The sequence below is a fragment of the Micromonospora saelicesensis genome (assembly GCF_900091575.1).
GTDB lineage: Bacteria > Actinomycetota > Actinomycetes > Mycobacteriales > Micromonosporaceae > Micromonospora > Micromonospora saelicesensis.
Genome location: NZ_FMCR01000010.1, coordinates 66230 through 78522, shown reverse-complemented (window position 1 = coordinate 78522; position 12293 = coordinate 66230). Strand labels below are relative to the sequence as shown.

The window sequence follows — 12293 nt, the reverse complement described above, 5'->3', positions numbered from 1 at the left end:
AGGCCTGGGCAGGCCGTCGGTGGTGACGTTCAGTCGAGATGGTCGGCGGGGGCGGTCTGGAGCAGCCAGGCCAACGGCATCCGCGCCCGCGTCTCGTAGCTGCCGTCCCCGCCCAGCCGGTGCAGGGTGACCGTCTGCGCGCCGTCCCGATCGACCACCCAGTACTGCGGGATCCCCGCCGACGCGTACTCGCGGACCTTGGTCACGGAGTCCATCGCCTCCGAGCCCGGCGAGACGATCTCCACGACGAGTACGACGTCGGCGACTGCGGCCCAGACGCTGCGGGACGGCGGCTTACGCCAGACACTCACATCGGGGATGCGGCCACCGTCACCGTCCGGTCCGGAGATGCGCACACCGACTGCCTGAAGCACCTGCTCGGCGGGCCAACCCGCCACGATCAACCAGGCGAAGAGGCGACTGGCGATCATGGCGTGTTCCGAATCGGGCGGCGGCATGACCGACAGGACCCCCTCGGGGCTGGTCTCGTAGCGGTGACCGTTCGGATCGGCGGCGTTCATCGCCGCCACGTCGTCGAGCGTCACAACGGCGGGCATGTGCATGCCGACAGCCTCAGCGCTCATGAGTCACATCCTAGGTGACCAACGGGGTCGATCACCGCACCCGTTGGCTCAGCGACGCCGCCGCGCCGGGTCGAGCAGGGCGGGCGGGGTGTCGAACTTCTCGGCTGCGGCGAGGTCGACCCCGGGTGCGACGATCGCGTCGATCGCGTCGAGCACGTCGGCCGGGAGCACGGTGTCCGCGGCGGCGAGTTGGGCGTGCAGGTGGTCGATGGTGCGGGGGCCGATGATCGCGCTCGTCACGGCCGGGTGCGCGGTGACGAACCCGAGTGCGAGCTGGATCAGGGTGAGCCCCGCCTCGTCGGCGACGGTGGCCAGCTGCTCGACGGCGTCGAGCCGGGCCTGGTTGGCCGGGACGCTGAGGTCGAAGCGGGCGGGCAGGAGCGCCGAGCGGCTGGTGGTGATCTCCCGGCCGGCGCGGATCGCACCGGAGAGCCAGCCCGAGGCGAGCGGGCTCCAGGCGAGCACGCCGAGCCCGTACTGCTCGGTCACGGGCAGGACGTGGGCCTCGATCCCCCGTTGCAGGATCGAGTAGCTGGGCTGCTCCGTCACGTACCGGCCCAGGTGGTGCTCCCGCGCGGCCCACTCGGCCTGGACGATGCGGTACGCGGGGAAGGTCGAGGAGCCGAAGTAGCGGATCTTGCCCGCCCGTTGCAGGTCGGTCAGCGCCGACAGGGTCTCCTCGTCGCTGGTGGTCGGGTCCCACCGGTGGATCTGGTAGAGGTCGACGTGGTCGACGCCGAGGCGGCGCAGGCTGTTGTCCAACTCGGTGACCAGCCAGCGGCGCGAGCTGCCCCGCTGATTGCGCTCGTCGCCCATCGGCATGCCGGCCTTCGTGGCCAGCACGATGTCGTCGCGGCGGCCGGCGATGGCCTTGCCGACCAGCTGCTCCGACTCGCCCTGGCTGTACATGTCGGCGGTGTCGATCAGGTTGATCCCGGCCTCCAACGCGGCGTCGACGATCGCCGTCGCCTCGTCCTGGGTGGTGTGCCCCAGTTTGCCGAAGTTCATTGCGCCGAGCACGAGGGTGCTGACCTGGACGCCGGTGCGCCCCAGGGTGCGGTACTGCATGGCTGTTCCTCCACGGAAGGGTGAGGTGACACTGGTCCACCCGCTCTGGCATCCTGAGCAAGTGGAACCACGTTCCGCTAAGAACGATACGGAACAGCGTTCCGTTTGCCAAGTGACGGGGGTAACGGCGCGGTGGCCGACATCGACAGCGAATCGGGGAGGTCAACCCCGCGGAAGCGGGCTGACGCCCGGCGCAACGAGGCGACACTGCTGGACGCCGCCGCCTCGGCCTTCGTCGCCTCGGGCGTGGACGCGCCCGTACGCGACATCGCCGCCCGGGCCGGCGTCGGTGTCGGCACCATCTACCGCCACTTCCCGACCCGCGCCGACCTCATCGTCGCCGTCTACCGGCATCAGGTCGAGGCGTGCGCGGAGGCGGGCCCGACGCTGCTGGCCGACAGCAGCACACCGCACGCCGCCCTCGCCCAGTGGATCAACCTCTTCGTCGACTTCCTGGTCACCAAGCACGGCCTCGCCGAGGCGCTCCAGTCCGATAACGCGGCGTTCGAGACCCTGCACGCCTACTTCCTGGACCGCCTCGTGCCGGCGTGCGCCCAACTGCTCGACGCCGCTGCCGCAGCCGGCGAGATCCGCCCCGACGTGACGGCCTTCGAGTTGCTGCGCGGTGTCGGCAATCTCTGCATCGGTGCCGGCGAACCCCGCTACGACGCGCGTCGCATGGTCGAAATCCTCGTCGCCGGGCTGCGACAGCACCCCCAGGGCACCGGGCCGCGCTAGCTTATTGATCATGGCGGACTGGGAGCTTCGGCCGGCCTCGGCGGCGGACGTCGAGGCGGTGGCCGAGTTGCGGGCGGTGGTGCTGCGAGCCGATCTGGAGCGGCTCGGGCGGTACGACGAACAGCGGGTGCGGCAGCGCCTGCGGGACGGTTTCGCACCGGCGTACACCTGGGTCGTCGAGGTGGACGGCGCGTTCGCCGGCTGCGTGGCGTTGCGGCCCGACGCGGACGCCCACTGGCTGGAGCACTTCTACCTGGCCCCGCGGCTACAGGGCAGTGGCATCGGCACGGCCGTGCTGCGTGAACTGCTGGACCGGTGCGACCGCCTCGGCACGCCGGCGCGGCTGAACGTGCTGCGGGGCAGCCCGGCCCGGAGGCTGTACGAGCGACACGGATTCACGATCGACACCGAGGACCCGGTGGACGTGTTCATGGTCCGCGCGCCCAGGACGATCACCGCCGAGTCTCGCGCAGTGTCAATGTAACGTTGACAGATGACGTCGGAGCTGGCTCGGTTGGCGGAGGTCTGCGCTACCCGCGCTCGCCTGGACGAGCAGGAGCTGGAGATCATCGACCGCGCGCGCCACGACGGTGCGACGTGGGCCCAGATCGCGACGGCACTCGGCCTCGGCAGCCGGCAGGCCGCCGAGCAGCGTCGACAACGGCTGGTGGCGGCACGATGGTCGCGGCGGCAGCAGCTCGACCTCCGGATGCCTCCGCAGATCGCGGCGCTGCGGGCGGCGGTGGCCGACCTGGCTCGGTGGATCGGCGCCGACCAGCGGTGGGACAGCCGATTTCGTCGAGCGGCGCTCGTACGGAGCACTGTGGACGCCGCGTTGGACGCCGCCCCGGGCTCGCTGCACGCGTTGGCACTGCTCCTTGCCACCGATCTCGCCGAAGCGGGTGAGCGACTGCCCGCGCCCGCTCGGACCGCCGCCACGAAGATCGAGATCGCCCTGTCAATGGATCATTGACAACATGCGGCGGCATTGCCTGTGCCTCGCTCAAGCTTGAGGATATGAGTCACCTCGACTCAACTCGGAGTGCTCATGCGTCGCAACGCGGGCCTGTTCGTGGCGATCTCCCTGCTGTCCGGCTTCGGCAGCAGCGCCATGTCCCTGGTCGCCGGCATCTGGATCCTGGACCTCACCGGCTCCACCAGCCTCGCCGCCCTCGCCGGGCTCTGCGTCTACGCCCCGGTGCTCGCCGGACCGTGGCTGGGCGGTCTGCTCGACCGGGCACCCCGGCGGCCGCTGGTCATCGCCGTCAACCTCATGCTGGCGGCCGCCCTGCTGGCGCTCCTCGCGGTACGCGGGCCGGGGCAGACCTGGCTCATCTTCGCCGTCTCGTGCGCCTACGGCGTCAGCTACGTGCTGATCGACGCCGGCGAGACGGCGCTGCTGCCGTCGGCACTCGCCCCGACCGAACTCGGCGACGTCAACGGGTGGCGCTCGAGCGCACAGGAGGGCATGAAGCTCGTCGCTCCCCTGGCCGGGGCCGGCCTCTACGCGTGGTGGGGTAGCCACGCGGTCGTCGTCCTCAGTGCGGCCATGCCGGTCCTGGTCGCCACCCTGTACGCGTTACTTCGCCTGAACCGGACGCCCACCGACCGGCGCACGGAACGCGGCGGCGGCCCGCGTACCGGACTGGCGGTCCTGTTCGGACAGCCAGCGACACGTCTGCCGGTCGTGCTCGCCGCGGTGTCGATCGCCATGTCCGGCTTCACGACGGCGGGAATCTACGCGATCGTCGTCACCGAGCTGCGCCTGCCGACGACGTTCCTGGGTGTGCTGGCCAGCGCGCAGGGCGCAGGTTCCATTCTCGGCGGCCTGATCGTCGGTCGACTCATCACGGCAAGAGGTCCCGGTGCCGTCGGTGCCGTCGGAACGGCGCTGTTCGCGATCGGGTGCCTGGCGCGCTGCCTGCCGTGGTGGCCGGCCACCGTCGTCGGGGCTGTGGTGGCCGGCGTCGGGCTGCCCTGGACCCTCGTCGCGGCGGTGACCGCCGTGCAGACCCACACGCCGTCGGCGCTGCTGGGACGGGTCTCCGCGACGGCCAACACCGCGATGTTCGGGCCGCTCGTCGTCGCGATCCCGCTCGGCTCCGCAGCCGTCCACCTCGGCGCCCGCCCGCCGCTCATCGCCGCCGCGGCGATCTGCCTGACCGCCGTGGTGGTGGCCACGTTCCGCCGCCGGTCGACGCCACCCGACGAGACGCCGACCGCGCCCTCGCCGCGCCGAACGGCGGGAACGGGTCCGGCGAGCCGCTGACCGGGTTCACCCGCGTACCGGATGGGTCGCCTGGAAGGCCAGCCGGCGGTCCGCGTCGGCGGCGATGTGGTCGAGGATGTCGTCCAGGTCCAGGAACACCGACCACCGCTCGCGGCCGGTGGCGTCGGCAAGCCGGTCCACGAGCAGCTCTTCCAGGTCGGTGACCCGCTTTCCCTTCCACACCTTGTCCGCCACGCTGACCAGCAGGTCGTCAACGCCGATGCCGTCCTGCTGCCAGGACGCGTGGTCACGCGCGAACCGGGCGAGCGCCTCGGAGACACCATGCCCCAGCAGCAGCTCGTAGCCGGCGGGCTCGTGGGCGGATCCGGGCCCGGACAGCTCCTCCGGGTGCAGGACCTTGCCGATGTCGTGGGTGGCGGCGCCGAAGAGCACCGCCTCGCGATCGAACGAGAGCTGCGGGAACCTTTCCGCCATCGCGTCGGTCAGCTGCGCGGCGACGTCGTGCACGGCCCGCAGGTGCGCGGCGAGACGCGGCGGTGCGTGCAGGGCCTCCAACAGGGCCGCGACCTGGTCGGGCAGAGGCCGTAGCGAGGGGTCCGCGGGTGCGGTGAGGGCGCGGCGCAACGAATCGGACGTCACCGCGGCAAGGGTACGACCACCACACGCGCCCGGCCCCTGAGGTGAGCGGTTTCGAGGTACGAAGTCGACCGGTCGGCGAGGTCGCGCGCGTGGTTGACTATCGAACCATGCCGCTCAGTCCGGACGAGGTCGAGGTGTTCGAGCACTCCAGGGCCCGCCTGGAGGCGATCGCCTATCGCCTGCTGGGCTCGGCCAGCGACGCTGAGGACGCCGTCCAGGACACCTTCCTGCGCTGGCAGGGCGCCGACCGGGAGCACGTCGAGACGCCCGAGGCGTGGCTGACGAAGGTCCTCACCAACGTGTGTCTCAACCAGCTGACCTCGGCGCGGGCCAGGCGGGAGACCTATGTGGGCACGTGGCTGCCCGAGCCGGTCCTCGCCGGGGACCGGATGCTCGGCCCGCTCGACACCGCCGAGCAGCGCGAGTCGGTCTCGATGGCGGTGCTCACCCTGCTGGAGCGGTTGTCGCCCAACGAACGCGCGGTGTACGTGCTGCGGGAGGCCTTCGGCTACTCCCACGGTGAGATCGCCGAGATCCTCGGCATCACCGAGTCGAACTGCCAGCAGACCTACCGGCGTGCCAAGCAGCACGTCACCGCCGAACGGGCCCGCGCGGAGGTCGACCGGGCCACCGCCCGGAAGATCGTCGCGGAGTTCCTCACGGCGGCCAACAACGGTGAGATCCAGCGGCTGGTGGAGTTGCTGACCGACGACGCGACGAGCACCGCCGACGGCGGCGGCAAGATCCCGGCCCGGGCCGCGCCGATCGTCGGCGCGCTGGCGGTGGCGAAGTTCCTGCGTGGCCTGTTCAGGCCCGCCGACGTCAAACGGGACCTGGTCGGTGGCAGCCCGGCCATGTACGTCACCACCGCCAACGGCGCTCCGGCCGTGGTGGTCGTGATCGACGACCGGGTCATCGGCGTGATGTCGGTGGAGGTGACGCCCGAGGGTGTCACGGCCATCCACAACCAGGTCAACCCCGACAAGCTCGTCCGTGCCACCCGGCAGTGGTCCGCCTCCGAGCATGGGGAGCCCACTCTCCACGTCTGGTGATCCAGCTCATAGCCAACTCCTGTCAGGAATCGCGTCGCTGTCCGGTTCAGGAAGCGACCACCACCGAGACAGGAGTGCCACCATGAAGCACCGCATCGTCGTCCTCGGAGCGGGTTACGCCGGAGCCATGGCCGCCGGGCGCCTCGCCAAGCGGCTGCACGCGGACGACACCGAGATCACCGTCATCAACCCCGACGCGGATTTCGTCGAGCGGGTCCGCATGCACCAACTGGCCACCGGGCAGGACCTCAAACGACGCCCACTGAGCGAGGTCTACGCCGGCACCGGCGTCAAGCCCCGGCTGGCCCGGGTCACCGCCGTCGACGCCGATCGCAGGACCGTCGCGCTCGCCGACGACAACGGCACCGACGAGATCACCTACGACACGCTCGTCTACGCCCTCGGCAGCGTTACCGCCGACCATGGCGTCCCCGGGGTCGCCGAGCACGCGTACGACATCGCCGGTAGGCCCTCGGCGCTGCGGTTGCGCGACCGCCTCGCCCACCTCACGCCCGGTGGGACCGTGCTCGTCGTCGGCGGCGGCCTCACCGGCCTCGAAGCGGTCACTGAGATCGCCGAGACCCGGCCGGACCTCGATGTCGCGCTCGCCGCCCGCGGCGGTCTCGGCGACTGGCTCAACGGCAAGGCGCAGCAGCACCTGCGCGGCGTCTGCGACCGGCTCGGCATCACAGTGCACGAGCACACCGACATCGCGCGGGTCGAGGCGGCCGGTGCGGTCACCCGCGACGGTCGGGAGATCCCGGCCCAGGTGACGGTGTGGACGACCGGCTTCGCCGTGCACCCCATCGCCGCCGCCACGACCCTGGCGGTCGCGGAGACCGGGCAGATCATCGTCGACGCCAGCATGCGGTCGGTCTCACACCCCGAGGTGTACGCGGTGGGCGACGCCGCGATCGCCGAAGGACCGGGTGGCAAGCCGCTGCGGATGTCCTGCGCCTCGGGCATCCCGATGGCCTGGCAGGCCGCCGACGCCATCGCCGCACGCCTGACCGGTCGGGCGAAGTTCCCCAAGGCCCCACTGCGCTACTTCAACCAGTGCATCAGCCTCGGCCGCCGCGACGGCATCATCCAGTACGTGACCGCCGACGACCGGGCCAGGCCGGCCCTCCTCACCGGGAAGCTGGCGGCCCGCTACAAGGAGTTCGTCTGCACGGGCGCCGCCTGGAGCATCGCACACCCGGTCCTGTACCCGGTCCGCCGCCACCGCGTCGTCCCGACCCGATCGGAGGTCCGCACGGCCGCCTCCTGACCGGACATGCGCCAGCCCTAGGCTGTCGCAATGGCGGCGGAGCATGTGGTGATCGATCTCGACGAACACGGTCATGAACCGGCCGAACGGAGCGACATCACCCACGGGAACGTCGCGAACAGGCGGAACGTGCTCCTTGCGCTCGTCGCCGCCTTCGTGATCGGTGTGGTGCTCGGCGGCATCGGTGTCGGTGAGTTGCGAGACTCTCGTGCACAGCGCGAGCGGTCCACTGTGGTCTCCCTCGTGGCCCTACCCGAGTCGGGCTATTCGGGAGGCTCGAACAGCAGGGGAACCGTCGTGCTGAACGGGCAGCTGACACTGATCAACACCGGCCCCGCGCCGATCACGATCCGCGCGGTGCAGGCCGAAAGGCCGGGCGTCCAGGTACGCGGCATGGGCCAGGCCCGGCACGTCCGCCCGGGTGGCACCGGTCAGATTGCCGTCGATCTGCAATTGGAGTGCGCGACGGCGTTCGACCTGGAGCCGTTGTCGGTGCGGTTCTCCGTCGAGACCGAGGACAGGCGGCTCAGGGAGGTGCGCTACCCGGTCGCTCTCGTCGGAAGTGCCTGGCAGGAGGACGCCATGCGCCTGTGCGAGCCCCGGCTGGACTCATAGCGAAAGGTGCTAGGCAAAAACTCCTAACCCTGGCTGGGACTGCGGGCGCAGGGAGTCGCCGTGGCGCAGGTGTTGTGCGTAGGGCTCTGGAGGCTCGTTGGCTCTGGCCGCGAACACCGACCTGTCGGACCGGCGCGGTATGGCCAGGCCGGTCACCGTCGGTCACCTTCGTCGGGGCGGATGCGGTTTTAAACGGTATACCTCAGAGGTATAAATATGCCTCTGAGGTATACCGCTCCTCGGCAGATCGACATGGCGGGCCAGCCGAACGCACGGTGGAGGCCGCCAGGTGACTCACGCTGACTGCGTCTGCTCGACCAGGTGGACCAGCATCAGCGCCGTCCTCTTGTCGGGTTGCACGAAAGCGGTGCGGATCAGGTACGTGCCAGGAGCCACGTCCACGGTGAGGTGGGTGGTGTGCTCCAGCCCGTCGCCGGTATAGCCGGAGTCGAACAACTCGGCTGGCCCGCTGGTCGTCCACGTGCCCGCGTCCTCCCAGTCGGCGATCTCGACCGCCCGGGGAACGAGGCGGACGACCTCTGCCTCGGAGACGGCGTAGAGCCACCGCACGAAGATCCGCCGGTCCGGGAGGTACGTGGTGGAAGCCGGTTCGTCGGCCAGAACGAGCGCCTGGGCCGCACCGACATCGAGCACCCCCACGTAACCGTCGACTTCGCAGGCCCGGTCGTAGTCACCCCAGGAGTCATCGTCGTCGTCCGACGCGCCCTTCCAGTCGCCGAGCGCCGTCGTCGGCACGACGATGAGCGGCCCGCCGCCCGAATCGACCCACGGCAGTTGGCTGACCGGCCTGCGCGTACGAGCGAGGACGCCGGCCAGGTCGGTCATGTCGGTCACGATCGCGTCGGCGCCGGCGGCGACGAGGCGTTCGGCCTTGCCGGGTTTGTTGGCGTACCCGATACAGGCGACACCGGCTGCTCGGGCGGCGGCGATGTCGGTGATCGAGTCACCGACCAGAACAGCGGCACCGGGTGCGACCTTCAGCGCTCGCAGGGCCTGCTCAACCGGCACCGGGTTGGGCTTCAGCAGATCGGGATGCTCACCCCGGCCGATGACGGCGGCGAAGTAGCGGGCCCGGTCGCGGCGCCCGAGATAGGCGCCGATGGCGGCGGCGGAGTTGTTGCTGACGATGGCGAGGGGACGCCCGGTCGCCAGGCACGCCGCGACCAGGTCGAAGGCTCCGATCGTGGTCTCCGCAGACGCCGCCGCCTCGACCTCCGCCGCCGCCAGGGCCGCACCGACGACGCCGACCAGCTCGGGCGCGACCACAGCGGTCGCGCGGAACAGCTCCAGCGGGTCGTCCCCGTCGCGCAGCTCAGCGGGCAGAACGACGCCCCGGTCGACGATCAGCTGACGCAGGTCCGCGGCGATACGCGGCGCGGCCCTGCTGCCGAACAGGCGGCAGATCGGACCGTCGAAGTCGACGAGGACGGCTTCGGCCCGCTCGGCGATGTCGCCGAGCCGGTCGGGTGGCCGTTCTGCCTCGCTTGTCACATGCGCTCCCGCAGGCCGTCTTCGCCATCAAGGCTGTCGATCCTAGAGACCGACGCGGGCCGAGCCGTCCTCGGACGGCTCGGCCGCTGCGTCAGGGTGTCACCCGGGTGGCCGGGCTGTCGCCCGGCAGACCTCCCGCGTCGCTGATCGTTTCCACAGGCGGCAGCGGGGTGGTCCCGAGGATGCCGCCGTCGGCGGAGTACGCGGTGAGAGTGGCCGGCTGGTCCGGCGGTACCCGGGTGGTGCCGGCGTTCGACGCGTCGAGGACGACAGTGGCCGGGGGTGCGCCTCCGACCGTCACCGTGACGCGGGCCGCGTCCGGCGGGGCGATCACCCGCACCTGGCCGGTGGGGGGCCGGGCGCCGTCCTCGGTCCGGACCCGCCAGCCGATCGGTCGGCGATCGGCGCCCTCGGCCGGCAACAGCAGCCGCAGGTCGATCCACCATCCGGTCCGATCGTCGCCGTGCATGGCGTACGCGATCACTCCACCGCCGGCCGGCCGCACGGTGAGCAGCGCGGCGGCCTGGCCGTGCTCGCGGCCCGACCACCGCACCCGTACCGTCGTGTCGACGGCCGGGAGCTGGCTGTTCTGGAGTGCCGTATGGACGAAGTTGCGGAGGTTGGCTTCGTCGAGCGGCGTGCCTCGGACGGGTCGGCGAGCGCCGGTCAGCAGGGCGTCCATCTCCGGCCCGGTCGGGTCGAGCCCGGCGTACGGGCCGCCACCCAGACCGCCCTGGAAGAACACCCGGTCGCCGCGGCTGACCCGGACGACGGGTTCGTGCGGCAGGGGTTGGGGAGGCAGCACGGCGAACCCGACCCCGCCGCCGTCCGCCCTGGCGATGTCCTGGTACTCCACCGTCCCCCTCGACGTGTATCGAGGCTCGCCACTGATCGTCACCGTGGATTCGGGCGGACCGACGGCGACCGCGAACCCGGCCCGGTCGGGGTATACCTGCATCAGCGTCATCACCGGGTCGTCGTCGCCCTCGCTGTGGCCGCCGTACCGCATCTGCTGGGCACCGGCTCCGGCCGGACCCATGTACCAGACCAGTGCCTCCCTGGTCAGCAGGCCGAACCGCAGCGGCACCGCGACCAGCGCGACCCGGTGGCCAGGCTGGTCACTGCCGTAGATCAGCCGGATCCGGTCACGATCGCCGATCTTCCAGGCACCCACCGGGGCGTCGATTCGCACCGGCGGATCGGCGCTGATCCGCGTCCGGAGCGTGTCCAGCCAGGCCCGATCCCCGGCCAGCGCGCCCCGCGGTGGCGCGTCGAGCAGCGCCGTCGGAGTGGCGGCGACCGCGATGCCCGGTGCCCATCCGGGCAGCGGAACCACGTTGGTCTGGACCCCGACGAGCGCCACCCCGACCGCAGCGGCCAACGCCGTGCGGATCAGCCGGGTCCGCTGGTGCCGTCGCTCCCGGCGGGCGAACCCGGGCCAGGGGTCCTCGGGTACGTCGACGCCGTGCGCGGCCTGCCGCAGTGCGGGACTGAGCGTCGAATTGGCGAAGCTTCCGGTCATGCCAGTTCCTCCTCGAGCCGTACCGGGGACTGAGCGGCGGGTGGGGCGAAGTCGCTGCGCAGCCGGGCCAACCCGCGCGACGCCTGGCTCTTCACCGCGCCGACGGAGCAGCCGAGGACCTTGGCGGTGTCCGCCTCGCTGAGATCCTCGAAGTAGCGCAGCACCAGCACCGCCTGCGTCCGGGGCGGTAATCGCCGCAACGCGGCGAGGAGTAGTTGCCGCTGCTCCACCTGCACGTACGCGTCATGCGCCGGCTGGCTGTCGGAGGTCAGCAGCGGCACCTCCAACGGCCGCCGCCGACGCCGCCAGGAGATCGCCGTGTTCACCATCGCCCGGCGTACGTAGACCTCGGGCGCGTCCCGGCGCAGAACCCTCCCCCAGCGCCGATGGGTCTTCTCCAACGCCGACTGCGTCAGGTCCTCGGCTGTCCCCCGGTCGCCGGTCAGCAGGTAGGCCGTTCGAAGCAGCGACCCCCACTGTCGTTGGACGAACAGCCGAAACTCTTCGTCGTCCTCGTGCCGACTCACGCCACCTCCAGGTCGCGTCCACCTCGCGTCTAAGTGCGGACGCAGAGTGAGACGCCACCGGCGACCTTCGGGGTTGAGTGGAGGACCGCACGCCGGGCTCAACCCGACGGGCTCAGTCCTCCGGTTGTTGACCCGCGGACGGCCCTTCGGACCCGGCCTGGCGCTCGGCCTGCCAGATGGCGTGGCCTTTGAGCAGGTATCCGATCCAGTAGATCGCGAAGAGGATCAGGAAGCACGCGAAGAACACTCCCGAGATGATGCTCGCGAGGACGAACCCTTCCCTGCCGTCGACCAACCCGTGTGCCGCGAAGCCGAGGAGGCCCAGGACAAAGAAGATGACCATGTAGAGCGGCAGCGTCGAGCTGTCGGCTGGATGGGGCGCGCGAGGCAACCACGGGACGCGAGGGTCATTGCTGATCACCTGCCGAGTATCGGGGACGCGCTCGGCACCGTCTGTCCCTGTCAGACACTCGTCAGCGCTGCCGCCCGGAAGCAAGTCCCGCTCCGCCTCGACCGGGGAGGTCGATGCGGAGCGG

General features: G+C 71.0%; 14 protein-coding genes. 7 read left to right on the top strand and 7 right to left on the bottom strand.

Going from position 1 to position 12293, the window contains the following annotated elements; all coding sequences use genetic code 11:
* Window positions 1–29: 29 nt before the first annotated feature.
* Together GA0070561_RS31585 and GA0070561_RS31580 are read right to left on the bottom strand one after the other, a co-directional pair.
* On the bottom strand, window positions 30–584 hold the full coding sequence (locus tag GA0070561_RS31585; RefSeq protein WP_091409135.1) for a Uma2 family endonuclease: 555 nt from the start codon (window positions 582–584) through the stop codon (window positions 30–32).
* A 48-nt stretch (window positions 585–632) separates the two neighbouring features.
* Window positions 633–1652: an aldo/keto reductase gene (locus GA0070561_RS31580; protein ID WP_091409132.1), complete on the bottom strand. Its 1020-nt coding sequence runs from the start codon at window positions 1650–1652 to the stop codon at window positions 633–635.
* A gap of 132 nt (window positions 1653–1784) precedes the next feature.
* On the opposite strand from GA0070561_RS31580, the gene GA0070561_RS31575 reads away from it, so the two are divergent.
* The 4 genes from GA0070561_RS31575 (at window position 1785) to GA0070561_RS31560 (ending at window position 4659) form a co-directional block, all read left to right on the top strand.
* Window positions 1785–2390: a TetR/AcrR family transcriptional regulator gene (locus GA0070561_RS31575; protein WP_208603898.1), complete on the top strand. Its 606-nt coding sequence runs from the start codon at window positions 1785–1787 to the stop codon at window positions 2388–2390.
* 10 nt (window positions 2391–2400) lie between these two features.
* Window positions 2401–2874 (top strand): GNAT family N-acetyltransferase, encoded by a 474-nt coding sequence (locus GA0070561_RS31570; RefSeq protein ID WP_091409129.1) that lies wholly within the window; start codon window positions 2401–2403, stop codon window positions 2872–2874.
* Window positions 2875–2883: 9 nt separating this feature from the next.
* On the top strand, window positions 2884–3363 hold the full coding sequence (locus tag GA0070561_RS31565) for a hypothetical protein (RefSeq protein ID WP_091409125.1): 480 nt from the start codon (window positions 2884–2886) through the stop codon (window positions 3361–3363).
* 75 nt (window positions 3364–3438) lie between these two features.
* Window positions 3439–4659, top strand: a complete 1221-nt coding sequence (locus GA0070561_RS31560; RefSeq protein WP_091409122.1) for an MFS transporter — start codon at window positions 3439–3441, stop codon at window positions 4657–4659.
* Between the two features lie 6 nt (window positions 4660–4665).
* Here GA0070561_RS31560 and GA0070561_RS31555 read toward each other — a convergent pair whose 3' ends face one another.
* Window positions 4666–5259 (bottom strand): HD domain-containing protein, encoded by a 594-nt coding sequence (locus GA0070561_RS31555; RefSeq protein WP_091409118.1) that lies wholly within the window; start codon window positions 5257–5259, stop codon window positions 4666–4668.
* Window positions 5260–5366: 107 nt separating this feature from the next.
* Here GA0070561_RS31555 and GA0070561_RS31550 point away from each other — a divergent pair, with 107 nt between their 5' ends.
* The 3 genes from GA0070561_RS31550 (at window position 5367) to GA0070561_RS31540 (ending at window position 8196) form a co-directional block, all read left to right on the top strand.
* The gene (locus GA0070561_RS31550) at window positions 5367–6311 is read left to right on the top strand and encodes an RNA polymerase sigma-70 factor (RefSeq protein ID WP_091409620.1); all 945 of its coding nucleotides are present in this window, start codon (window positions 5367–5369) and stop codon (window positions 6309–6311) included.
* An 82-nt stretch (window positions 6312–6393) separates the two neighbouring features.
* Entirely contained in the window at window positions 6394–7581 is a 1188-nt protein-coding gene (locus GA0070561_RS31545; protein ID WP_091409114.1) for an NAD(P)/FAD-dependent oxidoreductase, read from the top strand.
* Window positions 7582–7611: 30 nt separating this feature from the next.
* Window positions 7612–8196, top strand: a complete 585-nt coding sequence (locus GA0070561_RS31540) for a hypothetical protein (protein WP_091409109.1) — start codon at window positions 7612–7614, stop codon at window positions 8194–8196.
* A gap of 294 nt (window positions 8197–8490) precedes the next feature.
* Here the strand turns inward: GA0070561_RS31540 and GA0070561_RS31535 are convergent, their stop codons facing one another.
* The 4 genes from GA0070561_RS31535 to GA0070561_RS31520 form a co-directional block, all read right to left on the bottom strand.
* Window positions 8491–9708 carry an Imm21 family immunity protein gene (locus tag GA0070561_RS31535; protein WP_091409105.1) on the bottom strand — a complete coding sequence of 406 codons (1218 nt, stop codon included), beginning with the start codon at window positions 9706–9708 and terminating at the stop codon, window positions 8491–8493.
* A gap of 91 nt (window positions 9709–9799) precedes the next feature.
* Window positions 9800–11230 (bottom strand): hypothetical protein, encoded by a 1431-nt coding sequence (locus tag GA0070561_RS31530; RefSeq protein ID WP_091409100.1) that lies wholly within the window; start codon window positions 11228–11230, stop codon window positions 9800–9802.
* Entirely contained in the window at window positions 11227–11757 is a 531-nt protein-coding gene (locus GA0070561_RS31525) for a SigE family RNA polymerase sigma factor (protein WP_091409096.1), read from the bottom strand. Before GA0070561_RS31525 ends, GA0070561_RS31530 begins: the two co-directional genes overlap by 4 nt.
* A 112-nt stretch (window positions 11758–11869) precedes the next feature.
* Entirely contained in the window at window positions 11870–12178 is a 309-nt protein-coding gene (locus tag GA0070561_RS31520; RefSeq protein WP_141710512.1) for a hypothetical protein, read from the bottom strand.
* Window positions 12179–12293: the final 115 nt, after the last annotated feature.

Bases quoted from the DNA above. Each gene is read 5' to 3' on its own strand.
- GA0070561_RS31585 (WP_091409135.1), bottom strand. From the start codon at position 584: ATGAGCGCTGAGGCTGTCGGCATGCACATGCCCGCCGTTGTGACGCTC.
- GA0070561_RS31580 (WP_091409132.1), bottom strand. From the start codon at position 1,652: ATGCAGTACCGCACCCTGGGGCGCACCGGCGTCCAGGTCAGCACCCTC.
- GA0070561_RS31570 (WP_091409129.1), top strand. From the start codon at position 2,401: ATGGCGGACTGGGAGCTTCGGCCGGCCTCGGCGGCGGACGTCGAGGCG.
- GA0070561_RS31565 (WP_091409125.1), top strand. From the start codon at position 2,884: ATGACGTCGGAGCTGGCTCGGTTGGCGGAGGTCTGCGCTACCCGCGCT.
- GA0070561_RS31560 (WP_091409122.1), top strand. From the start codon at position 3,439: ATGCGTCGCAACGCGGGCCTGTTCGTGGCGATCTCCCTGCTGTCCGGC.
- GA0070561_RS31550 (WP_091409620.1), top strand. From the start codon at position 5,367: ATGCCGCTCAGTCCGGACGAGGTCGAGGTGTTCGAGCACTCCAGGGCC.
- GA0070561_RS31545 (WP_091409114.1), top strand. From the start codon at position 6,394: ATGAAGCACCGCATCGTCGTCCTCGGAGCGGGTTACGCCGGAGCCATG.
- GA0070561_RS31540 (WP_091409109.1), top strand. From the start codon at position 7,612: ATGGCGGCGGAGCATGTGGTGATCGATCTCGACGAACACGGTCATGAA.
- GA0070561_RS31530 (WP_091409100.1), bottom strand. From the start codon at position 11,230: ATGACCGGAAGCTTCGCCAATTCGACGCTCAGTCCCGCACTGCGGCAG.